Genomic DNA, 20,958 nt, shown 5'->3' with positions numbered 1-20,958 from the left:
AAGGGCGGCCTCGCGGCGTCACACCTACCGCTCGACCGGCCCCTCTACCGGCCCGCCACCGGCAGATCGCCGATCGCCGGAACTGTGGGCCCTTCCCGGCCGACCAACTTCACGCGGAGAGACGGCCGGTGACAGTGGAGGGGCGTGGGATGGGCGGGCTGGACGTGCGGATGGAAGGGGTGGGCTGCCGGCACGGGCGGGTCGAGGCCGTGGTCGGCGTCGACCTGGTGATCGCCGCCGGCGAGCGCGTCGCGCTGACCGGCACCAACGGATCGGGCAAGACCACGCTGCTGCGCGCCGTGCTCGGACTGCACCCGCAGGTCAGCGGGCAGATCCTGGTCGGCGGCCGCGAGGGCGATCCCGCCTGGCGGCGGCGGGCGTGCGCGTGGATCCCGCAGAAGCCCGCCGCCGGACGATTCCCGCTGCTGGGCGGCGAGCTCCTCGCCAGCGGCGGGGACTTCCGCGCCGCCGCCGAGGCCGCCGACCGGCTGGGGGTGGGGCCGCTGACCGGGCGGCCGCTGCACACCCTGTCCGGCGGGCAGTTGCAGCGCATGTACCTGGCCCGGGCGATCGGCTGCGTCGCCGCGGGGGCCGGCGTACTGCTCGCCGACGAGCCGACCGCCGCCCTGGACTTCGCCGGGCAGGACGAGGCCGCCGACGTACTGGCCGCGCTGCCCGTGACCCTCGTCGTCGTCACGCACGACCGGGCGCTCGCGGAACGCTGCGACCGGGTACTGGAGATGGCCGCCGGCCGGCTGCGGGAGGTCCGGTGAGCGCCACCCTCGCGGCCGCCTCCCTCGCGAGCGCCGACCTCGGCACCCTGCTGCAACTGGCCCCCGTGCAGCGGGCGGGCTTCGCCCTGATGCTGGCCGCCGTCGGGCTGCCCGTGATCGGTGTGGTCATCGTCGGGCTGGACATCATGCCGGTGCGCTTCGCGATGATGCACGTCGCGCTGCTGGGCATCGCCGTCGGGCTGCTCACCGGGCTGGACCCCATGCTGTGCGCGCTGGTGGCCTGTGCCCTGGCCGGGGCGGGGGTCGCCCCGCTGGCCCGGACCCCGGACGGTCTGTCCGGGGCTATGGGGCTGCTGATGAGCCTGGCGATCGCCGCCGCGCTGCTGCTCCTCGCGGTCTCCGGGGTGAACGCCTCGGGCGCGTTCGCGCTGCTGTGGGGCTCGATCCTGTCCGTCGGCGGCGCCGACCTCGTGGTGCTCGGCGTACTGGCCGTCCTCGTGCCCGGACTGTTCTGGTGGCGCCGCCGGGAGGTGGCGCTGCTGCTGTACGACCGTGAGCTCGCGCAGTGTTCGGGCGTGCCGGTGCGGGCGCTGACCACCGTTCTGCTGGTGCTCGTCGCGGTCGCGGTCGCCGGAGCCATCAAGCTCACCGGCGCCCTGCTGGTCGACGCCCTGACCCTGCTGCCCGCCCTGGCCGCGCGCCGGCTGGGGACCTCGCTGAAATCGATCACCGGGTGGGCGGTGGCCATCGGTGTCTTCGTGAACCTGACCGGCTTCCTCATCGCCCTCCGGCTGGACTGGCCCCCCGGGCCCGTCCTCGTCCTGACCGCGGGGGCGCTCGTCCTCGCGGTGCACCTCGTACCCGAACGGAGAATCCGCTCATGGCGCCGCGAACCCGCGTCCGCAGCACTTCACTCCTCGCACTGACTGCGGCACTGGGCCTGGCACTGGCCCTGGTGACCGGCTGCGGTGACAGCGAGGGCAACGGCAACACCGGCGCCAGTGGGCCTGGCGGTGACACCGCCAAGGGCGGCAAGCCGGTCGTCGTCGTGACGACCACCTGGGAGGGCGCCTTCGCCAAGGCCGCGGGCGCACAGGACGTCAAGGTGATCGTGCCGCAGTCCGTGCACCACGCCCCGGACTACGACCCCAAGCCCTCCGACCTCGCCGCCGTCGCCGGGGCCGACTTCGTGCTGTACGCGCCGTTCGAGCCGTACGCCGCGAAGATCAAGGAGGCCGCCGGGTCGAAGGCGGAGCTGGTGGAGGTGAACCTCGACAACGACGCCGACAAGGTCAAGGCCGAAGTCGCCCGGCTGGCGGCGCTGTTCGGCACGCAGGCCGCCGCCGCGCAGTGGACGGCGGACTTCGACGCCGAGTACGGGCGGGTCGCGAAGGACGTACGGGCCGCCTGGCCCGGCGGGAAGAGCCCGTCGGTCGTGAGCCAGGTGTTCACCGCCTGGTCGGCGAAGCTGGCGGGCGCCACCACGGTGGGCACCTACGGTCCCGAGGCGGTGACCCCGGCGCAGCTGGCCGAGCTGTCGGCGAAGAAGCCCGCGCTGGTACTGGACAACGCGCACATGTCGACCGGGACCGTCCTGCCCGACTCCGGCGCGCGACAGGTGAAGATCGTCAACTACCCCGGGAACGACCTGGACTTGCTGCCGGTCTACCGCAATGCGGGGGTCGAGTTGAAGAAGGCCATGGCCAAGGCCGCCTAAGGGTTGTGGGCGGGGCAGGGCGGGGCGGTCCCTTCGGGGCCGCCCCGCCCTCGTCTACGCGCCCACCCCGGCGGCGAGTGCGGCGGTGGCGGCGGTGGCGGCGGTGGCGGCGGCTCCGCGGGCCCGTGCGCGCAGCTCCGCGCGGTCGGGTTTGCCGGCCGGGGTGAGCGGGAGCTCCGGCAGGAGCAGCAGGTGCTCGGGGTGCTTGCGGCGCTCCAGACCGCAGCGTGTGAGGTGTCCGGCCAGGGAGTCGAGGGTGGGGAGGCGCGCACCGCGGGGGACGACGCAGGCGGCGAGGCGCTCGCCCATCACCTCGTCCGGGATCCCGACGCAGACGACGTCGCGGACGAGGGGGTCCGAGGAGAGCTCCCGTTCCACCTCGGCGGGGCTGATGTTGGCGCCGCCGCGGATGACGATGTCCTTGAGGCGGCCGACGACGTGGAGGACCCCGTCCTCGTCGATGAAGCCGAGGTCGCCGGTGCGCACCCAGCCCTCGGGCGTGCGGTAGCGCGCGTCCAGGTCGGGGGAGGCGACGTAGCACATGGGGGTCATGGGGCCGCACGCGATGATCTCCCCGATCTCGCCGTCGGGGAGCCGCTCGTGCGTCTCGGTGTCGGCGATGCGGATGTCGGCGACCCGGGGGTCGGGGCGGCCGGCGGCGATGCCCGTGCCCTCGGACTCCGGGGCCGCCGCGCCCAGTCCGGTGTGGCAGTTGACCCCGTCGGCCGAGCCGTAGAGGTTGACGACCGGGCAGCCGAAGGCATGGCTCGCGCTCTCGGCCGTGGTCTCGTCGAGGGGGGCGCCGCCGAGGACGAGGGCGGTGGGGGCCGGAAGCGGGACGGCGCCGGCCCCGTCGCCGGCCCCGTCGCCGTCCCCGGATGCCTCCGCCTCCAGGCGGTCGAGCATCATGCGGATCATCGCGGGCACCCCGAGGATGTGTGTGGGCCGGTGCTCGCGCACCGCCGCGAGGGCCGCCTCCGGCGTGAAGTGGTCGAGGACGATCAGGGTTCCGCCGTGCCGGGCGAGGGTGACCGCGGTGCCGCTGGAGCCGAAGGCGGACGCGAGCGGTACGAGGAAGAGGCAGCGCGGCGGCGTCCCGTCGGGCATCAGGGAGGCGAGGAAGTTGCCCCGGCCGCCGGCGAGGGCGTTGTGGGAGTACGCGATCATCTTGGGCTCCGCCTCCGAGCCCGAGGACACCAGGATGCGGGCGGCGCTGTCGGGGTGGGGCCGGGCGGGTACGAAGGCGGCCGGGTCGGAGCGCAGCAGCTCCGCGAACCGAATCGTTCCTTCCGGCTGTGATCGGCTGGAGCCCGTGCCCGCCGGTCCGCCGACCTCGATGACATGGCGCAGCGCGGGCAGTTCGGGGGCCAGGTCCCGCAGTTCGGCGGCGTGCCGGTGGCCCCGGTGCTCCACGGCGGCGATCACCGCCACGGCCTCGGCGCGGCGCAGCAGACTGCGGGCCTCCTGGCCGCCCCGGCCCACCGGGAAGGGCAGGGCCACCGCTCCGATGGCGGCCAGGGCCAGGTCGGCGATGACCGCGTTGCGGCCGTTGGGGAGTTGGACACCGACCACGTCGCCGGGGCGTACGCCGAGCTCCGCAAGGCCGGTGGCCAGACATCGCACCTTGCGGTCGAGCGCGGTGTAACAGAGCTTGCCCTTGGCGTCGATGACCGCGGTGTGGTGCAGGTCGGCTATCTGACGGGCCCGGAAGAGGCTGTAGAGGTCGAGGTCCGGACAGGTTCCGTCGACCGCCCACGAGCGGCGCAGGCCCACGGGCAGCAGATCGTGCAGTGCGACGGTCATACGAAGCTCCAGGGGTCGGGAACGGCGGGGGCACCGTGCGCGTCGCGGCTGATCGAGCCGGCGAAGCGCGGGTCGTGGTGCAGGTCGGCAAGGTCGGTGGTGACGGCGGTCGCGGCGAGGCCGCGCGCCCGCAGTGCTCGTAGGGCGTCCTCGGTGGGCAGCTCCGTGAACCCCCGCGTACCGCTGACGACGGCCGCCGCTCGGCGGGCGTCCGCGTCGGCCGGGGCGATCCAGCCGTCCGCGGTGCGCAGGGGCGTACGGAATCCCGCGGGGCGCCGGCCCCGCTCCCCGTGCCGGGCGCGGTGCAGGGCCGGGGCGGTGAGCAGGTCGGCGGCGCCGAGCAGCGAGGAGTCCACGCGGACCCCGCGTCCGGTGCGCTCGCGCAGCAGCAGCCCCGCGAGGACGGCCTCGGCGCCGAGCAGCCCGCCCAGCACGTCGAGCAGGGTCATCAGGGAGGGCGCCGGCACCTCGCCCTCGGGGCGGGCGGCCTCGCCGACGCCGGTGCGGGCCTGGACCATGAAGTCCGTGCCCATCGGCGGATCGGCGATCCGGCCCTCGCCCCAGCCGCCGGTGTACGCGTACACGAGCGCGGGGTTCGCCCGCGCGAGGTCGGCGGAGTCCAGGCCCAGCTCGGCGGCCTTCCCCGGGGCCCAGTTGTGCAGGAACACGTCTGCTCCGGCCGCCAGTTCCGCCAGTCGCAGCCGGTCGCCGGGCGACTTGATGTCGATCTCCATGGCACGCTTGCCCCGGTTCAGGGCCAGCCAGCGGGCGGAGAGGCCCGAGCAGGCGGGCGGCATGCCGCGCAGCGGGTCACCGCCCGGGGGCTCGATCCGGACCACCTCGGCGCCGAGCAGCCCCAGCAGGTGGGCGGCGAGCGGCGCCTGGACGCGACGGCCGGCCTCCAGGACGGTCATGCCGGCGAGGGGGCCCGGGGCGGAGGGCGCCGCCTTCGCCGGGACATGGCCGCCGGGGCCGTACGGGGCCAGGGTCCAGGGGGCGGCTCCGTCCTGCTCGGCGGCCCGCTCGGCCAGGCTCCGCAGCCGGCAGACCTCGGCTCCCGCGGCGGCCGCCGCATCGCGGATCCGCTGCCAGCCGTGGGCCCGGGTGGTGGCGTGCAGCGCCTCGGGGAAGGGTGCGCACGCGGTGGCGTACCGGAACTGGAAGGGCCGCCAGCCGGCCCGTACCGCGTCGGAGGGGGCCTCCAGAGCCCGCCAGAACCCGGCCCAGGCACCCGGATCCAGGGTCTCCAGCTCGAAGAGCGTGCCGTCCGCGGCGGTGAAGGGCGGCCCCCCGGGCGTGAGTTCGGCGGCTTCGCCCTCGTCGGCGCCGCTCGCGGCGAGGTACTGGGACACGACCAGCAGCCCGGCCCGGTCCACGTACGTGTGCGGCTGCGCGGCGGCGCCCTCGCACCCCCTGGCCCGGGCCAGCAGGGCGGCGAGCAGGCCCTGCGTGGTGAGGACGGCCGTCGCGGCGGTGGCGTAGTCGACGGCGAGCCCCCGCGGCAGGCCGTCGCGGCGGCCGTGCACGGCCATGATCCCGGTCGCGGCCTGCACGGTCGCCTCGTCGGTGACGCCGCGCAGGGCCGCCTCCGGCGACGACCAGGCGATGGTGGCGGTTGCGGTCGCGGTTGCGGTCGCGGTTCCGATCGCGGTCGCGGTCGCCGGAGCAGGGAGCCCGGACCCGTAGGTACCCCCGAAAGCGTCGTCCGCCAAGGTGACGCGGGCCGCTCCGTCGTCGCCCCCCGCGGCCGGCGGCCCGGTGTCCGTGGCGACGGCTCCCAGCGCCCTCAGGTGCTCGGCCACCGGGCCGGCGAGCGCGGGCGGTCCCGAGGTGGTGAAGCGCAGCCCGTCGAGCGGCCGAGCGGTCTGGGTGACGGCGGGTGACGCCATGCCTCTCCTCTTCTCCCGGCCCGGCGATCAGCCGGCGCCGCTGGTGATCCCGTACGCGGGAACCAAGGGGCGGGCCCGCCCGACCAGTTCCACGGGGAGGCAGTCGGACTGCCGTTCCCACGGGTTCCCGGCGGGCTGGAGGAAAGTGGTGGAGGACCGAGTGGCGGAAGACGGAGGGAGTGCGGCGCGCGGCCTGCGCGAACCAGTGGGCGAGGACGCGGAGTTGAGGGACCGGGTGGCGGAGTTCGTACGGGAGCGGGTGATGCCCCGCGAGCCCGTCCTCGACGCGGGCGGTCCCGCCGCGGCGGCGGCCCTGCGGGAGCTCCAGGCCGGCGCGAAGGAGGCGGGCCTCTGGGCCCTGCCGCTCCCCGCGGAACTGGGCGGCCAGGGACTGGATCTGGCGCGCTACGCACGGCTCGCCGAGGCCGAGGGGGCGAGCGACCACGGACCGGCGGCGCTGGGGTCGGCGCCGCTGCTCGACGCGACGATGCTGTGGCGGCACGGCGGCGACCGGGTGCGCGCGCTGTACCCGCGTCGGCTGACGGCCGGCGAGCTGCGCGCCTGCTACGCCATGACCGACCCGGAGACCCCGGGCACCGACCCGTACCTCACCTCCACGCACGCGGCGGAACAAGCGGACGGGAGCTGGACCCTGAGCGGCCGCAAGTGGTTCACCTCGCACGCCGCCGGGGCCGACCTGGTCACCGTCCTGGCCCGCACCGACGGGCGGCCGGGAGACCGTACGGGGCTGTCGCTGCTCGTCGTCCCCACCTCGGCGCCGGGATTCCGGGTGGTGCGGGAGCTGCCGGTGCTGGGAGCGGCCGGCCAGTGGGAGATCGAGTTCGACCGGGTGCGCGTGGACGCCGACCACCTCCTCGGCGAACGCGGCCGGGCCCTCGCCATCGCCGCGGAACGGCTCCAGCTGGGCCGCACCCTGCGCTGTCTGCGCTGGCTCGGCCAGGCCCAGCGCGCGTTCGACCTCATGTGCGAGCGCGTGAACTCCCGTACCGGGTTGCGCGGTCCGCTCGGAAGCCACCAGCTGGTGCAGAGCCACGTCTTCGAGTCGCTCCTCGTGCTGCGCACCACCCGGCCGCTCGTCCACGAGGCCGTGGCCCTGATCGGCGCCGGACGGGACGCGCACGTGGAGGTGGGCCTGGCGAAGGTGGCCGCGGCCCGCACGCTCCAGCAGGTGACCGACGCGGCCATCCAGATCCACGGCGCGGCCGGCCTGGGCCCCGACACCCCCCTCCCCGCCCTCCACCGCTCGGGGCGCACGGCCCGGATCCTGGACGGCCCGGACGAACTGCACATCACGGGGGTGGCGCGGAGGGTTCTGGGCGAGTACGGAGGTGTCCCCCCGGTGCGGTCGTCACCCGGGTCCGGGCTGCGTCAGCCGTGACAGCTCAGCCGGACCAGGATCGTGTCGCCGGGCAGGGATGCGAGGTACGCCTCGCTGCCCGGCCATTCGGCGGGCACCGGAGGTTCGTGGGGGCAGAGCGGCGGGTCGCAGGTGGCGTGCAGGGCGCTGTTCTGCCCCTCCACCCACCAGCCGTCGAGGGTGAGCACATCGGTGTCGGGCGGATTCCGTGCGCTGAACTCGCGGACGTAGGCGTCCCGGTCGCCCTCGTAGTCGATGACGGGGTGTTCCGAGCAGAACGGGAACCCCAGGAGGCCCATGCCGAAGCTGAACGGGTGGTCGAGGAACGCCTGGATCACCGGCTGGGCCCGGTAGGCGGCGAACATGTCGTCGCCCCAGCGGTCGTCCGGGAACGCGGTGGGGTCGTTCCGCCAGCGATCGACGAATTCCTCGAGCGGCCGGGCCGGAGGGTGCAGGGCGGACAGGCGGTGCCAGAGGTCCCAGGAAGCCGCGATCCTGCGCTCGGACGCGGCGAGCGGCTGCGAGAAGTCGAGCAGGGCGCGGGGTCCCCCGGCGCAGACGCCCGGAGCACTGGGCCACGGTGTGCCGTCGTTCGCGGGGTCGTCATGGATGAGCCTCGGGTCGTTCTCATGGCCGGGGGCGATCGCGAACCCGGTGCTGTGGCTGCCGCCGAGGATGCGGCGCGCATCCCACATGCGACGGTCGACGGGGTTGTCCCCCGTGTCGAGGTAGAAGGGGGCCATGGCCTCGTCGAGGGCGCCCTCGATATCGCCTCCGGCCTCGGCCGGCAGGCAGACCGTCACCCGTATGCGAGCCATCCACCCCTCCTCGGTAAATCCACGACATGCTGTCCGGCCGACAGCATCGCACCCGGTCAGGCGCGTGGTGAACCCGGCACGGACTCCGGGCGATCACACGGTGCGCAGGTCCGCCAGCCCGACCGATCCGGCCAGTCCCAGCGCCAGGAAGAAGTCGCCCCACACCAGTTCGTGGCGGGCGGCGAGTTCCTTCTCCGCGTCGTAGCAGCCGTTCAGCAGTCGGCCCCGGGAGAGGTGGTGGTCGACCAGGTGCTTCAGGATCTCCAGCGCGCGCTGCCCGTACGCCTCGGCCCGGGGGCCGGGGAGCAGGGACAGTTTCAGGAGCGCGACGGCCGTGATGGCCGCGGCGGAGGTGTCCAGCGGCCCGTCCGACCCGGCCGCACGCGGTACGAGGGGTGCGCCCGGCCCCGTCCACGCGGTGGCAAGACGGTCCGCCAGTGCCTGCGGGTGCCCCGGCAGGTGCTCCGCGACGGCGGGCCGGTGCAGGGCGTCGGCCAGCGCGAGCAGCAGCCAGGCCGGGCCCCGGCTCCAGCCCGGCGCCGGCTCCGCGCAGGCCAGCCAGCCCCGCTCCGCCTCGTAGGACCAGGCCGGTACGAGGTCACGGGCGCGGCAGACCTCCGTCCCGGAGGCGGGGAGACACAAGGTCAGGTGGCGCTGGAGGTGGGAGGCGGCCGCCGCGGGGCTGACGGTGGCGAGCAGGGGGACCGTGCCCGGCAGGCCGTCCACCCGGGCCAGCAGTCGGGGACCGCCGAACGCCGATCCCCAGGGCAGCAGCCCGAGTTCCCCGTCCATCGCGGCCGAGCAGGCACCGGCCGCCCGCGCCCGCAGCTCCCGCGCCCCGCTGTCATCGGCGGCCAGGGCGGTTCCGTACCAGAGGATCAGCCCGCGCGTGGAGGTGTCGGCCCCCACCCAGCCGGCCAGCCGCGCGGTGCAGGCACAGGCGGCGGCCCGGTCGCCTTCGGATCCCGTGTGGCGAGCCCTCAGCCAGAGCAGCCCCGCCCAGAACCCACCGGCCCAGGAACCCCGGCCGGTCGTCGTCCACCGCCCCGTGTCCGGTTCCGCGTACAGCGGGAACCGGCCCTCGGCGACATCGGCCGCCGTGACGGCCACCTGCTCGAGGACCTCCGCCAATGCCCGCGCCGCCCACTCGTCCACCACCCGCGCACCCGTCAACGGACCCTCGCTCCCCCACGCGTCCTGCCGTCACGGCCACTGTCCGCGATCACCGTCCACGCCCCCGCACCGCCCACGTCACCCCGACCGCGCACGCCAGCCCGAACTCGGCCGCCACCAGCAGCCAGCCCGCCCCGTAGCGGCCGGCGTTCGCGAGGGGGCCGAAGAGCAGGGGGCCGACGGCGAAGCCGGTGAAGAAGCCGGCGGCCACCAGGGCAGAGTCCTGGCCGGCCCGGCCGGGGGCGGAGCGCTGCATCACCAGGACCATCGAGACGGCGTTGGCCGGTACCGCGAACACCCCGACGGCCACCGCGGCCGGCCACACGAGCGGCCGTACGGTCGGCGCCGCGACCAGCAGGACGGCCGCCCCCACCGCTCCGGCGGCCAGGGCTCCGGGCAGCCACTCGGCACGCCCCGGCCGGGCCGCCTTCGACCAGCCGATCCGCCCCGCGATGCCCGCGACTCCGAGCACCGCGACCAGCGCGCCCGCCGCGGTGGGACCCAGGCCGAGCCGCTCTGCGCCGAAGAGGGCCGCGTACGTGTTGACCGAGGCGATCCCGCAGCCCAGGAACAGGGAGAACACCGCCAGCCAGGCGATGTCACCGCGCGGGACGAGCGAGCCACCGGGCGCGGGCCGGGCCGCCCGCTGGTCGGCGGGCAGGGCGCGCAGCGCCCACAGCGCCGCCAGCCCGGCGGTGGCGGCGGCCGTCCACACCGCCCCGCGCCAGCCGATCCCGCCGGCCAGGGCCGTGAGCGGCAGCCCGGCGGCGAAGGCACCCAGCTGGACGCCCGACTGCTTCATGCCGGTCACCGGCCCCCGGCGGCCGGGAGGCACGGCGGCGAGGATCGCCTTGTTGGTCGCCGGATTGGCCAGGGCTTGGGGCAGTCCGCCCAGCCCGACTGCGGCGAGCAGGAACCCGGGGCCGGGCGCGGCACCGATCAGCGCGAGCGCCGCCGCGGACACCGACAGCAGGAGTACGAGGGAACGGCGCGGCCCGATCCGGTCCACCAGCCTGCCGCCGAGCGGCGACAGCACGGCCGCCGTGCCGAACCCGACCGTGGTGGTCCAGCCGAGCAGGGCGGGCGAGACCCCCAACTCCCCCACCAGGCGCGGACCGAGCGCTCCGAGGAGGAAGAGCTGGAGCATCGAGAAGGCCATGGCGCCGGTGAGCAGAGCCGTGAGTCCGCCCGGCCCGCCGCCCGTCCCACCGCCTGCATCGCCGCCCGCCTGGCTGCCCGCCGCGCCGCCCGTCGGGCCGCCGTTCGGGCCCGCGGCTGCTCCGGGCGTCTTCACCGACCGGTTCCGGTCCGCCACCGCTCGCCCACCCCGTTCCGCTGCTCGCCCTCGGTCCCCGGCCGTCACTTCAGGGACAGGAGTCGGATCAGTGAACGCCTGGGTTCCCCGGGCCTGTTGTGGCGTGCGCCACAACACGACGAGGTGCGATTTCCGGACGATGAGAAAACCTGATGCCCTCTGTCGCCCCCGCCCGGCCGGTGCAACGATGGCCGCGCCATGACACCCGGTCGATGTTGCCGAGCCGTACGGGCCGCGATGTTCGCGGCCACCTGCGTGCTGCTCTCGGCCCTCGGGCACGTCCTCATGTCGGGAACCTCCGTCCCCTGGTGGGGCATGGCCGCGGCCTTCGCCGGAACCTCGGCGACCGGCTGGTTCCTCGCCGGGCGGGAGCGCGGCCTCACAGCCGTCGTCTCCGCGACCGTCGGCGTCCAGGCCGCCCTGCACGGCGGGTTCTCGCTCGCCCAGGCCGCGGCGGCGCGACCGCGGGAACCGGCCGCTTCCTTGGCCTCCTTGAGCGCCCTGGCCTCCCTGGGCCGCCGCTCGGCCCAGTACGTGCTCTGTTCCCCCTCCGTGCTCTGTTCCCCCTCCGTGCTCCGCCCGCAAGCGGCTCCGTCGCCGGGCACCGGCAGCACGACCCGGCACGTCGTGCAGGACGTGCACGGGCTGGCCGGGGCACACGGGATGCACGTGCACGGAATGACCGACGGCTCCGCGTCGGTGGCGGCCGCGCTGCCGGTACCCCTGCCACTGCCGACCGCACACGCCATGGGTTCCATGTCACCGGCCGGCATGCTCGCGGCCCACCTCCTGGCGGCCCTGGTCTGCGGCCTCTGGCTCGCGTACGGGGAACGCGGCGCCTTCCGCGTCCTGCGCGCCGTCGCCGCCCGGTTCCTCGTACCGCTGCGCCTGCTCTTCCGGCTCCCCGCGCCCGCACACCGGCCCCGCGTCCGCGTTCCCCGGAACCACCGGATCCGGACGCCCCGCCGGCTGCTGCTCGCCGACGCCCTCACCTCACGGGGTCCACCTCACGGGATCGCTGTCGTCTGACAGCCGGCTCCCCGACGCGCCACGGGCCCAGCACCCGTACCCGTACCGCGCCTCGGGCATCGGTCATGCCTTCCGGCAGGCCGTACCACCCCGTTCACCGGCCTCGCGATGCCCTCGCTCCGGGCTCCCCCGGGCGCGCCACGCGGTGCGGTATCTGTGGTCACCGTGGTCACCGTGGTCACTCCGACCACCCCTGCCACCGCAGGCACGGCGCTGCTCGTGCTGCCCGCGCAGTCTCACTGCCCGCGCAGTCCTCACTGCCCGCGACGCCCGCCACGCCCGCGACGCGGCATCGAATCCGGCCGGATTCACAGAAGGACACCAGGCGATGACCGCTGCCCTGCTCACCCGTCCGACCGCCGCCACGACCGCCACCACCACCCCCACACCCACCACCCCCACCCGCCGCGCCGCCGGTCCCGACGAGGCCGTCACCCTCCTCGCGCTGGCCGCCCGTGACGGCGACCCCGGCGCGGTGGACCAGTTCGTGCGCGCCCTGCACCGCGACGTGCGCCGCTACGTCGCCTACCTCAGCGCCGACCCGCAGTCCGCCGAGGACCTGACCCAGGAGACCTTCCTGCGCGCCCTCGGCAGCCTGCACCGCTTCGAGGGCCGCTCCTCCGCCCGCACCTGGCTGCTCTCCATCGCGCGGCGCACCGTGGTGGACAGCCTGCGCCACAAGGCGGCCCGCCCCAAGATCGCCGACAGAGACGACTGGCAGGCCGCGGCCGAGCAGAGCCAGCCCCGCGGCGTACCCGGCTTCGAGGACGGCGTCGCGCTCGCGGAGCTCCTGGCGGCGATCCCCGCCGAACGCCGCGAGGTCTTCGTCCTCACCCAGCTCATGGGTCTCCCGTACGCGGAGGCGGCGCTCCTGCTCGGCTGTCCGATAGGCACCGTCCGCTCCCGCGTGGCCCGGGCCCGGTCGTCCCTGATCGACCTGCTGACGGACGCGGACCCGGCCGCGTCCTGACCCGGAACGCCCGAACGGGGGCCCGACCGCGAGATCGCGGTCAGGCCCCCGTTCGGCGGGCGGAGGGCAGCCCTCAGGTCAGGAGCTTCTCCTTGGCCTTGTCGAACTCCTGCTGGGTCAGGTGGCCCTTCTCCTTGAGGGAGGACAGCTTCGCGAGTTCCTCGGCCGGGCTGCTGCGGGGGCCCGCGGCCTTCTGGACGTAGTCCTGGAAGGCCTTCTCGTTCGCCTGCGCCTGCTTCACATCGCGCTGGCTCATGCCCTTGCCGCGGACGACCAGGTAGACGAGGACACCGATGTAGGGCAGCAGGAGCACCAGGACCAGCCAGCCGGCCTTGGCCCAGCCGTGCAGCTCGTGGTCCCTGAAGATGTCAGTGATCACCTTGAACAGCAGGAAGAACCACATGACCCACAGGAAGAGCCACAGCATGGTCCAGAACAGGTTGAGCAGTGGATAGTCGTCCACGCTTCACTCCGATCACATAAGGGACAGATCAATTCATACCGCCCGCTGAACTGATCCGCACGCGGAGTAGCCGGTCCACCGCCACAGCGGGACCATGACCCCATGGAGCCCGCAGAGGAGCACCCCCTCGCCGGGATCGGCTCCCCGGGCCGGATCGCCGCCCCCGGAGAGGGCATCGGCCAGGACGAACTGGCGCTCGCCGCCCGCAACCACGGCCTCCCGCTCGAAGCCCTGCGGTACGAGGTCACCCCGGCCGGGCTGCACTACGTGCTCGTGCACTTCGACATCCCCGATACGGGCGGCACGGGCACCGGCACCGACACCGACACGGGCACGGGCACGGGCACGGACGAGGGTTGGCGCCTCACCCTGCGCGGATGCCTGCGCACCCCCCTGGACCTGAGCCTGCGCGACCTCCGGTCCCTGCCCTCCGTGACCCGCCGGGTCACCATGGAGTGCGCCGGCAACGGGCGGGCACGCCTGTCCCCGCGCCCGGTCAGCCAGCCCTGGCTGGTGGAGGCGGTGGGGACGGCCGACTGGACGGGGGTCCCGCTGCGCGCGGTGCTCGCGCGGGCCGGGGTGGCTCCGGGCGCCGTGGAGGCGGTGTTCACGGGCGCCGACCACGGAGTGGAGCGGGGTGTCGAGCAGGACTACCGGCGCAGCCTGCCGCTGCCCGTCGACGAGGACGTGCTGCTCGCCCACACGATGAACGGCGGGCCCCTGCCGCCCCAGCACGGGCATCCGCTGCGGCTGATCGTCCCGGGCTGGTACGGGATGGCCCACGTGAAGTGGCTGCGCGACATCGAGCTCGTCGACGCGGCGTTCGGCGGCTACCAGCAGGCCACGGCCTACCGGTACAGGCAGAGCGCCGAGGAGGCCGGCGAGCCCGTCACCCGGATCGCCCCGCGCGCCCTGCTGATCCCGCCCGGATTCCCCGACTTCATGTCCCGCACCCGGGTCGTGCGCCCCGGTCCCCTGCGGCTCGCCGGGCGGGCCTGGTCGGGCTACGGGGCGGTCGTGCGCGTGGAGTTGAGCACCGATGGGGGCGCCGGCTGGGCCGACGCCGAGGTGTCGGCGCGGGGCGGGCACCCGTACGCCTGGCAGGGCTGGCACGCCGACTGGACGGCGACCCCGGGCAGCCACACCCTCCTGGTCCGCGCGACCGACGCCTCGGGGCTCACACAGCCGGTTCAACAGCCCTGGAACCGCGGCGGCTTCGGCAACAACCAGGTCCAGGCGGTCTCCGTCACGTGCATCCGGAGCACAGCCAGTTGAAGCCTGCCGTCCGCCAACCCCTTGCCACGGCCCTCCCCTTCCCCCGAAACTGACACATCGTCAGATCATTGCGAGGGAACGAGGGAAGGAACCGGGGATGCAGACCATCTGGCTCGGCGGGCCCGAATGGGTCGCCGTTCTGCGGATCGGGCTCGGGCTGTGGTGGCTGGAGAGCTGGCGGCACAAGGACAAGAAGGACTGGTTCGGCGGAGGCGGCATCCGCTGGGCCGCCGGCGTGGCCGAGAAGCACCGCTGGGGGTTCGTCACGCGCGGCTTCGACATCGTCGTCAAGCCCTACCCGCGCTTCATGGCCTACCTCGTCGCCTACGCCGAACTGGCCCTGGGCCTCGGCCTCATCGTCGGGTTCCTGACCCCGATAGCCCTGCTCGCCGGGCTGCTGCTCAACCTGGTCTACCTGATCCTGATGATCCACGACTGGGGCGAGCAGGGGCAGAACCTGATGATGGCCCTGATCTCCGGGGTCGCCTTCTTCGCGATGGGCTGGCAGGTCTGGTCCCTGGACAACGCCCTGGGGCTCTTCTGACCCGGCCGGCCACCCCGCCCCGGCCCCCTCAGCCCCGCCGGTCGAGCGGGTTCGCCGCGATGCGCTCCTTCGCGCCGCTCGCCACGTAGGCCGCCGCCGCGCACTGCGGCTTGCGCGCGGCCTGGTCGGCGACCAGCGCGAAGAAGGCGTCCCCGAAGCCCAGGCGCGGGTGCTCCGCGAGCAGCGCGGCCGTGAAGACGGGGTCGGCGTCGCCGACGCCGACCCCGGAGACGTCCGCGGTCGTACCGATCCGGAGCAGGTGGCTCTCCACGTCCTCGGCGGCGGAGACGTCCTCGCGCATGTGCCGCACGATGATCTCCTCGGCGCGCGCCCGCCGCTCCGCCGGCCAGCCCAGCCCCGCCGTCAGAGTCCATGTCACAAGGGTCATGGGCGGTCAGCGTAGGCGGGGGACGAAGTCCACCTCCGAGGGGCCCTCCTCCCCCGGCCAGGCCAGCAGGCGGGCCGGAGCCGCCGGGGTCTCGGCGAGGACGGTGCCGCGCGAGACGACGTAGCGGGGGCGGACCTGGCGGCGGACGGCCTCGGTGGGCGATTGCGCCGGCAGCAGGACGAAGGAGGCCGGGTTGCCCTGGCGGACCCCGTACTCCGAGGGCGAGAGGCCGAGGACGCGCGCCGCGCGCTCGGTCACCATCTCGAAGGCCACCGGGATCTCGTCCGCTCCGGTGAGCTGGGCGGCGTAGATCCCGACGAGGGCCGTCTGCAGCGGGTTTCCGGTTCCGAGCGCGTTCCAGGGGTCCATCACGTCGTCGTGGCCGAAGGCCACGTTGACCCCCGCCGCCAGCATCTCCTTGACCTGGGTGAGGCCGCGCCGCTTGGGGTAGGCGTCGAAGCGGCCCTGGAGGTTGAGGTTGGCGAAGGGGTTCGAGACCAGGTTGATCCCGGAGCGGGAGAGCAGGCGCTGGAGTTTGAAGCTGTACGCGCCGCCGTAGGAGCCCATCGCCGTGGTGTGCGAGGCCGTCACGTGCCCGCGCAGCCCCGAGCGCAGGGCGTGCGCGGCCAGCACCTCCACGAACCGCGACTGTTCGTCGTCGATCTCGTCGCAGTGCGCGTCCACGCGCAGCCCCTCCTCCTCGGCGAGCCGGAAGGCGACGGCCAGCGAGGCCACCCCGTCCTCCCGGGTGTCCTCGAAGTGCGGGATCGCGCCGACCACGTCGGCCCCGCGCCGGACCGCCTCGCGCAGCAGCGCCTCGCCGCCGGGGAAGGAGACGATGCCCTCCTGCGGGAAGGCGACGATCTGCAGGGTCATCACGTCCCGGACCCGGTCGCGCACCTCCAGCAGCGCGTCGAGCGCGGTCAGCGCCGGGTCGGTGACATCGCAGTGCGTGCGCACGTGCAGCACGCCCTGCGCCGCCTGCCAGCGCAGCACCTCGGTGGCCCGCGCGATCACGTCCTCGCGGGTCAGGGTCTTCTTGCGCTCGCTCCAGCAGGCGATGCCCTCCCAGAGCGTCCCGGAGACGTTGGGGCGCGGGTCGCCGGCCGTCAGGGCCGTGTCCAGGTGGATGTGCGGCTCGACGAAGGGCGCGCTGAGCAGGCCGCCGTGCGCCTCGATCAGCACCCCCGTCGCCGGCGGCTCCTTCTGGTCGTCGTACGGGAGCACGCGCGCGATCCGCCCGTCCTCCGCGACCTCGACGTCGTGCAGGCCTTCGCTGTGCAGCAGCCGGGCGCCCCGGACGATCATCCGCATCGGGTCAGCCTACGGCTCAACCCCGCTTCGCCTGGGCCTTCTGCTGCATGCCCCGAGTCTTCGCGGAGACCGACTGGACATCGCGGACGGCGGCCTTGGCGCGCGCCTCGGCCGCCGTGTTCTTCGCCATCGCACGCTCTGAATCATGGTGGGACGGCTTGCCGGTACGCGCCTTCTTCGCCATGACCGCCACTCCTCTACGCAGCCTCGTACGCGGGACCCCGCGTACCCAAACCACCGTGCCCCCGTTCGGCCCCGTCGGCATCTCGGGGGCCGGGCCGCGGGCGATCCGGTTACATGGGGTGCATGACTGACGCCACCGCCGACACGAACGCAGCCGCCACGGACACCGCCGCCGTACCCGACTGGGAGAAGCGCTTCCGGGCCCCTCGCGTGGGACTGCCCGAATGGGCCGAGGACGCGCCCGACCGCTCGCTCTTCGTCTCCAACGCCACCGGGACCTACGAGCTGTACGCCTGGGACCGTGCCACCGGCGCCCAGCGGCAGGCCACCGACCGGCCCAACGGGACCACCGACGGCACCCTCTCCCCCGACGGCGAGTGGGTCTGGTGGTTCTCCGACACCGACGGCGACGAGTTCGGCACCTGGGTCCGCCAGCCCTTCGCGGGCGGCCCCGACGAGCCGGCCACCCCCGGGCTGGAGGCCTCGTACCCCGCCGGGCTGGCCATCGGACGGGACGGGACGGCCGTCGTGGGGCGCTCCACCGACGAGGACGGGACCACGATCCACGTGGTCCGGCCCGACGGGTCGGAGCCTGCCGTCGTCTACCGGCACCGCGAATCGGCCGGTGTCGGCGACCTGTCCCGGGACGGGACCCTGCTCGCCGTCGAGCACACGGAGCACGGCGACGCGATGCACTCGGCCCTGCGCGTGATCACCCTGGACGGCAAAGCGGTCGCCGAGCTCGACGACTCCAAGTGCGGCACCGAGGAGCTGGGCCTCATGGTGCTCGGCTTCGCGCCCGTCGCGGGAGACACCCGGCTGCTCGTCGGCCACCAGCGGCGCGGCCGGTGGGAGCCGATGGTGTGGGACGTGGCCGCGGGCACCGAGGAGGGGCTGGCCGTCGACCTGCCGGGCGACGTCGGCGCCGAGTGGTACCCCGACGGGTCCGCGCTGCTGATCGAGCACGGCTTCGAGGCGCGCAGCGAGCTGTTCCGCTACGACCTGGCCGCGCGGGAGCTCGTACGGCTGGACACGCCGCCGGGGACGGTGTCGGGTGCGACGGCCCGGCCCGACGGGTCGGTGGAGTACCAGTGGTCCTCCGCGGCAGAGCCCTCCGTCATCCGGTCGACCGCGGGCGGGGTCGTGCTCGACCCTCCCGGCTTCCGCCCGCCGGGCTCCGTACCGGTCGAGGACGTGTGGGTGGAAGGGCCGGGCGGGCGGATCCACGCCCTCGCCCAGCGGCCCGTCGGCCACGGTGACGGGCCCTTCCCCACCATCTTCGAGATCCACGGCGGGCCCACCTGGCACGACAGCGACGCCTTCGCCGCGACCCCGGCGGCCTGGCTCGACCACGGTTTCGCGGTCGTGCGGGTCAACTACCGCGGTTCGACCGGCTACGGACGCGAGTGGACCGACGCCCTCAAGCACCGGATCGGCCTGATCGAGCTGGAGGACGTCGAAGCCGTACGGGAGTGGGCGGTGGACTCCGGGCTCGCCGACCCGGCGCGCCTGGTGCTGTCCGGCGGCTCCTGGGGCGGCTACCTGACGCTGCTGGGCCTCGGCACCCGGCCCGAGGCCTGGGCGGTGGGGCTGGCGGCCGTACCGGTCGCCGACTACGTGACGGCGTACCACGACGAGATGGAGGCGCTGAAGTCCCTGGACCGCACCCTCTTCGGCGGCACCCCGGAGGAGGTCCCGGAGCGCTTCGAGGTCTCCTCGCCGCTGACGTACGTGGACGCGGTGAAGGCGCCCGTGCACATCGCGGCGGGCCTCAACGACCCGCGCTGCCCCATCCGGCAGATCGAGAACTACGTGGACCGGCTGGCGGCGCGCGGGGCGGAGCACGAGGTGTACCGCTACGACGCCGGGCACGGCTCGCTCGTCGTGGAGGAGCGGATCAAGCAGGTCCGGATGGAGATCGACTTCGCGCTGAAGCACCTGCCGCGGTAGGCCCGCGGCGGCCCCCGCCGTCGCCCCCGCGGCGGCCCCGGCACCGGTGAGCCGGTGCACCCCCCGTACGGTGGTGGGGTGCACCGGTTTCTCCTGACCCCGCGCTGGTGGGGGATCAACGTCTTCGTCGCGCTCGGCGTTCCCTTCTGCCTGTTCATGGGGACCTGGCAGCTCGGCCGGTTCGAGGACCGCGTCGACACCCACAAGGAGGCGAAGGCGAACAGCGAACGCCCCGCCGACCAGGGGGCCGCGCCGCTGGACTCGCTGGTCCCCGTGGACAAGCGGACCTCCGGACGGCTCGCCTCGGTCTCCGGGGAGTACGCCGACCAGCTCCTCGTCCCCGAGCGGCGGCTCGACGGGAAGTCCGGCTTCTACGTCCTGACCCTGCTCAAGACCGACACCGGCAAGGCCGTACCCGTGGTCCGCGGCTGGCTGCCCGGAGCCGCCGACGCGGGCCGGGCCCCGGCCCCGCCGGCCGGCCGGGTCGAGGTGACGGGCGCGCTCCAGGCCTCGGAGAACTCCACCAGCAAGGGCGTCCACTCCGCGGGCGGGCTGCCGGCCGGGCAGCTCGGCGTCATCGGGGCCGCCTCGCTCGTCAACATCGTGCCGTACGGCCTCTACGACGCCTGGCTGACCGTGCAGACGCCCGCCGACGGGATGACCCCGGTACCGGCGCAGGCTCCGGCCAACACCGGGCTGGACCTGAAGGCCTTCCAGAACCTCGGCTACACCGGCGAGTGGTTCGTCTTCGCCGCGTTCGTGCTCTTCATGTGGTTCCGGCTGTACCGGCGCGAGGTGGAGACCCTGCGCGATGCGGAGGCGGGCCTCCTCGCCGAGGCCGAAACCCCCGCGGCGGAGCCTGCCCCGGCCGGGGCCGGCTCGGCGTAGCGTCCGGGACTTCGCCCCGGGCCACGGCCCTGGCGGTCGCGCCCCGGGCCCTGCACCCGCGCCTGCTCGCGCCCCGGTCTAGCCGACCGGGATGACGCCCGTCCGGTAGACCGTGCCGCCGCACGCCTCGGCGACGGTCGTCTGCGTCGTCGGGCCGTCCGGGCCCGACACGCTGGGCGTGTGGGAGACCACGGCACCGAGCGGCGGGTTCTCCGCCTGGGTCTGGCCCGTGTCGGTGCCCGGCTCGGCATCCGTGGTGTCCCCGGAGCCGCCCTCCGGCGTGTCGCCTTCCCCGGAGCCGTTGGCCCCGGGACAGCCGCCTTCCGGCGGCACCCACGCGAAGCGGACCTCGTACGCCGCGTTCGGCGCGAGCACCATCCGCGTGGCCTCCACCGACGGGTCGGGCAGCAGCCCGGTCGCCGGATCGCCCGTGACGTGGCTGACGACCGCCACCGCGGCTCCGCCGTCGCTCGCCGGGACCGCCGTCAGGGTCTCCGGGCCGCGGACGGTACAGCTGCGCGAGGACACGTTGGTGACCTTGAAACTGCCGTAGACCTTGCCGCCGGCCGACGGGGCCCGGGTGCTGCCCTCCACGCCGACCTGGCTGCGGGTGCAGGTGGGCGCGTCCGAGGACGCGGGCGGGGGGATCAGACCGCCGCCGACGGTGCCGGGCAGGGCGGAGGGGGCGCGGGGCGGGGTGACGTCCGTCCCGCCGGTGCTCGGGAAGCGGCCGTCGGGCGAGGTCGGCGAGGCGCTGGCGCCGCCGTTCTCCGCGTTCTTGTCCTTGCCGTCCTTGCCGTCCTTGTCCTTGCCGGAGGACCGCTTGGGCTTCGGGCGCTTGCCGGACCCGTTCTGCTGCAGGTCGGACCCGTCCTGCGAGTCTCCGCCCTGCTGGCCGTGGCCCGCCGTGAGGGAACGGTCGGAGTTCCCGCCCGCGGCGGAGGTCACGTACAGGCCGACCGGGACCGCGCCGCCCAGTACCACCACGGCCGCCGCCGCGGCGACGAGGATCCGCCGGTTACGGACCCGGGGGGGGGGGGACGAGAGGATACGGACGCCCCCCCCCTCCGCTAAGGGGTTCGACCACCCCACCCCCCCCCAACCCAAACCTCCGAGCACAGCCTCAC

At 74.6% G+C, this 20,958-nt stretch carries 20 protein-coding genes; 10 read left to right on the top strand and 10 right to left on the bottom strand.

The features are described from left to right. Positions 1-149: 149 nt before the first annotated feature. Genes ACFWBW_RS01060 through ACFWBW_RS01050 form a run of 3 tightly spaced genes read left to right on the top strand, consistent with a single transcriptional unit; the run spans position 150 to position 2,451 of the window. Positions 150-773 (top strand): metal ABC transporter ATP-binding protein, encoded by a 624-nt coding sequence (locus ACFWBW_RS01060; RefSeq protein ID WP_385367370.1) that lies wholly within the window; start codon positions 150-152, stop codon positions 771-773. Continuing rightward, positions 770-1,660, top strand: coding sequence for a metal ABC transporter permease (locus ACFWBW_RS01055; RefSeq protein WP_385367368.1), 891 nt, complete (start codon positions 770-772; stop codon positions 1,658-1,660). The genes ACFWBW_RS01060 and ACFWBW_RS01055 overlap by 4 nt, the downstream gene beginning before the upstream one ends. Further along, on the top strand, positions 1,615-2,451 hold the full coding sequence (locus ACFWBW_RS01050) for an ABC transporter substrate-binding protein (protein ID WP_385367366.1): 837 nt from the start codon (positions 1,615-1,617) through the stop codon (positions 2,449-2,451). The genes ACFWBW_RS01055 and ACFWBW_RS01050 overlap by 46 nt, the downstream gene beginning before the upstream one ends. Positions 2,452-2,505: 54 nt before the next feature. Here ACFWBW_RS01050 and ACFWBW_RS01045 read toward each other — a convergent pair whose 3' ends face one another. Both ACFWBW_RS01045 and ACFWBW_RS01040 read right to left on the bottom strand, forming a co-directional pair. After that, entirely contained in the window at positions 2,506-4,254 is a 1,749-nt protein-coding gene (locus ACFWBW_RS01045) for a class I adenylate-forming enzyme family protein (protein ID WP_385367364.1), read from the bottom strand. Continuing rightward, positions 4,251-6,143, bottom strand: a complete 1,893-nt coding sequence (locus tag ACFWBW_RS01040; protein ID WP_385367362.1) for a CoA transferase — start codon at positions 6,141-6,143, stop codon at positions 4,251-4,253. The genes ACFWBW_RS01045 and ACFWBW_RS01040 overlap by 4 nt, the downstream gene beginning before the upstream one ends. A 160-nt stretch (positions 6,144-6,303) precedes the next feature. Between ACFWBW_RS01040 and ACFWBW_RS01035 the strand changes: the two genes are divergently transcribed. Beyond that, positions 6,304-7,542, top strand: a complete 1,239-nt coding sequence (locus ACFWBW_RS01035) for an acyl-CoA dehydrogenase family protein (protein WP_385367360.1) — start codon at positions 6,304-6,306, stop codon at positions 7,540-7,542. Here ACFWBW_RS01035 and ACFWBW_RS01030 read toward each other — a convergent pair. The 3 genes from ACFWBW_RS01030 to ACFWBW_RS01020 form a co-directional block, all read right to left on the bottom strand. Beyond that, positions 7,533-8,339, bottom strand: coding sequence for a hypothetical protein (locus ACFWBW_RS01030; RefSeq protein WP_385367358.1), 807 nt, complete (start codon positions 8,337-8,339; stop codon positions 7,533-7,535). The genes ACFWBW_RS01035 and ACFWBW_RS01030 overlap by 10 nt on opposite strands. A gap of 93 nt (positions 8,340-8,432) precedes the next feature. Beyond that, positions 8,433-9,512, bottom strand: a complete 1,080-nt coding sequence (locus ACFWBW_RS01025) for a sugar ABC transporter permease (RefSeq protein WP_385367356.1) — start codon at positions 9,510-9,512, stop codon at positions 8,433-8,435. A gap of 49 nt (positions 9,513-9,561) precedes the next feature. Continuing rightward, positions 9,562-10,671 (bottom strand): MFS transporter, encoded by a 1,110-nt coding sequence (locus tag ACFWBW_RS01020; RefSeq protein ID WP_385367459.1) that lies wholly within the window; start codon positions 10,669-10,671, stop codon positions 9,562-9,564. A gap of 354 nt (positions 10,672-11,025) precedes the next feature. Between ACFWBW_RS01020 and ACFWBW_RS01015 the strand changes: the two genes are divergently transcribed. Together ACFWBW_RS01015 and ACFWBW_RS01010 are read left to right on the top strand one after the other, a co-directional pair. After that, on the top strand, positions 11,026-11,856 hold the full coding sequence (locus ACFWBW_RS01015; protein WP_385367354.1) for a hypothetical protein: 831 nt from the start codon (positions 11,026-11,028) through the stop codon (positions 11,854-11,856). 328 nt (positions 11,857-12,184) lie between these two features. Further along, positions 12,185-12,826 carry a sigma-70 family RNA polymerase sigma factor gene (locus ACFWBW_RS01010; RefSeq protein ID WP_385367352.1) on the top strand — a complete coding sequence of 214 codons (642 nt, stop codon included), beginning with the start codon at positions 12,185-12,187 and terminating at the stop codon, positions 12,824-12,826. Between the two features lie 73 nt (positions 12,827-12,899). On the opposite strand, the gene ACFWBW_RS01005 is transcribed toward ACFWBW_RS01010, so the two are convergent. After that, the gene (locus ACFWBW_RS01005) at positions 12,900-13,289 is read right to left on the bottom strand and encodes an SHOCT domain-containing protein (protein WP_385367350.1); all 390 of its coding nucleotides are present in this window, start codon (positions 13,287-13,289) and stop codon (positions 12,900-12,902) included. Between the two features lie 102 nt (positions 13,290-13,391). On the opposite strand from ACFWBW_RS01005, the gene ACFWBW_RS01000 reads away from it, so the two are divergent. Further along, positions 13,392-14,564 carry a sulfite oxidase gene (locus tag ACFWBW_RS01000; protein ID WP_385367348.1) on the top strand — a complete coding sequence of 391 codons (1,173 nt, stop codon included), beginning with the start codon at positions 13,392-13,394 and terminating at the stop codon, positions 14,562-14,564. Positions 14,565-14,661: 97 nt separating this feature from the next. Further along, positions 14,662-15,108 carry a DoxX family membrane protein gene (locus ACFWBW_RS00995; RefSeq protein ID WP_250744887.1) on the top strand — a complete coding sequence of 149 codons (447 nt, stop codon included), beginning with the start codon at positions 14,662-14,664 and terminating at the stop codon, positions 15,106-15,108. Between the two features lie 28 nt (positions 15,109-15,136). Here the strand turns inward: ACFWBW_RS00995 and ACFWBW_RS00990 are convergent, their stop codons facing one another. From ACFWBW_RS00990 to ACFWBW_RS00980, 3 genes are read right to left on the bottom strand one after another with little or no spacing between them, the layout of a single operon-like run. After that, positions 15,137-15,496 carry a hypothetical protein gene (locus ACFWBW_RS00990; RefSeq protein ID WP_385367345.1) on the bottom strand — a complete coding sequence of 120 codons (360 nt, stop codon included), beginning with the start codon at positions 15,494-15,496 and terminating at the stop codon, positions 15,137-15,139. 6 nt (positions 15,497-15,502) lie between these two features. After that, entirely contained in the window at positions 15,503-16,810 is a 1,308-nt protein-coding gene (codA, locus tag ACFWBW_RS00985) for a cytosine deaminase (RefSeq protein WP_385367343.1), read from the bottom strand. A gap of 16 nt (positions 16,811-16,826) precedes the next feature. Continuing rightward, complete coding sequence (locus tag ACFWBW_RS00980) at positions 16,827-16,994, bottom strand: hypothetical protein (RefSeq protein ID WP_266906264.1); 168 nt, start codon at positions 16,992-16,994, stop codon at positions 16,827-16,829. 122 nt (positions 16,995-17,116) lie between these two features. On the opposite strand from ACFWBW_RS00980, the gene ACFWBW_RS00975 reads away from it, so the two are divergent. Both ACFWBW_RS00975 and ACFWBW_RS00970 read left to right on the top strand, forming a co-directional pair. Continuing rightward, positions 17,117-18,943, top strand: coding sequence for a prolyl oligopeptidase family serine peptidase (locus tag ACFWBW_RS00975; protein WP_385367340.1), 1,827 nt, complete (start codon positions 17,117-17,119; stop codon positions 18,941-18,943). A gap of 78 nt (positions 18,944-19,021) precedes the next feature. Continuing rightward, a complete protein-coding gene (locus ACFWBW_RS00970; protein WP_385367338.1) occupies positions 19,022-19,831 on the top strand; it encodes an SURF1 family protein in 810 nt (269 codons plus the stop codon). Positions 19,832-19,909: 78 nt separating this feature from the next. On the opposite strand, the gene ACFWBW_RS00965 is transcribed toward ACFWBW_RS00970, so the two are convergent. Then, positions 19,910-20,818, bottom strand: a complete 909-nt coding sequence (locus ACFWBW_RS00965; RefSeq protein WP_385367336.1) for a hypothetical protein — start codon at positions 20,816-20,818, stop codon at positions 19,910-19,912. Positions 20,819-20,958 lie beyond the last annotated feature (140 nt).

The sequence above is a fragment of the Streptomyces sp. NPDC059957 genome, from assembly GCF_042730015.1.
Lineage (GTDB): Bacteria > Actinomycetota > Actinomycetes > Streptomycetales > Streptomycetaceae > Streptomyces.
The sequence above is the reverse complement of the archived record's forward strand: the minus strand, read 5'-3'. Positions and strand labels throughout refer to the sequence as shown.

Bases quoted from the DNA above. Each gene is read 5' to 3' on its own strand.
- ACFWBW_RS00995 (WP_250744887.1), top strand. From the start codon at position 14,662: ATGCAGACCATCTGGCTCGGCGGGCCCGAATGGGTCGCCGTTCTGCGG.
- ACFWBW_RS00990 (WP_385367345.1), bottom strand. From the start codon at position 15,496: ATGACCCTTGTGACATGGACTCTGACGGCGGGGCTGGGCTGGCCGGCG.
- ACFWBW_RS00980 (WP_266906264.1), bottom strand. From the start codon at position 16,994: ATGGCGAAGAAGGCGCGTACCGGCAAGCCGTCCCACCATGATTCAGAG.
- ACFWBW_RS01010 (WP_385367352.1), top strand. From the start codon at position 12,185: ATGACCGCTGCCCTGCTCACCCGTCCGACCGCCGCCACGACCGCCACC.
- ACFWBW_RS01060 (WP_385367370.1), top strand. From the start codon at position 150: ATGGGCGGGCTGGACGTGCGGATGGAAGGGGTGGGCTGCCGGCACGGG.
- ACFWBW_RS00975 (WP_385367340.1), top strand. From the start codon at position 17,117: ATGACTGACGCCACCGCCGACACGAACGCAGCCGCCACGGACACCGCC.
- ACFWBW_RS01020 (WP_385367459.1), bottom strand. From the start codon at position 10,671: ATGGCCTTCTCGATGCTCCAGCTCTTCCTCCTCGGAGCGCTCGGTCCG.
- ACFWBW_RS01000 (WP_385367348.1), top strand. From the start codon at position 13,392: ATGGAGCCCGCAGAGGAGCACCCCCTCGCCGGGATCGGCTCCCCGGGC.
- codA (WP_385367343.1), bottom strand. From the start codon at position 16,810: ATGCGGATGATCGTCCGGGGCGCCCGGCTGCTGCACAGCGAAGGCCTG.
- ACFWBW_RS01040 (WP_385367362.1), bottom strand. From the start codon at position 6,143: ATGGCGTCACCCGCCGTCACCCAGACCGCTCGGCCGCTCGACGGGCTG.
- ACFWBW_RS01045 (WP_385367364.1), bottom strand. From the start codon at position 4,254: ATGACCGTCGCACTGCACGATCTGCTGCCCGTGGGCCTGCGCCGCTCG.
- ACFWBW_RS01050 (WP_385367366.1), top strand. From the start codon at position 1,615: ATGGCGCCGCGAACCCGCGTCCGCAGCACTTCACTCCTCGCACTGACT.
- ACFWBW_RS01015 (WP_385367354.1), top strand. From the start codon at position 11,026: ATGACACCCGGTCGATGTTGCCGAGCCGTACGGGCCGCGATGTTCGCG.
- ACFWBW_RS01030 (WP_385367358.1), bottom strand. From the start codon at position 8,339: ATGGCTCGCATACGGGTGACGGTCTGCCTGCCGGCCGAGGCCGGAGGC.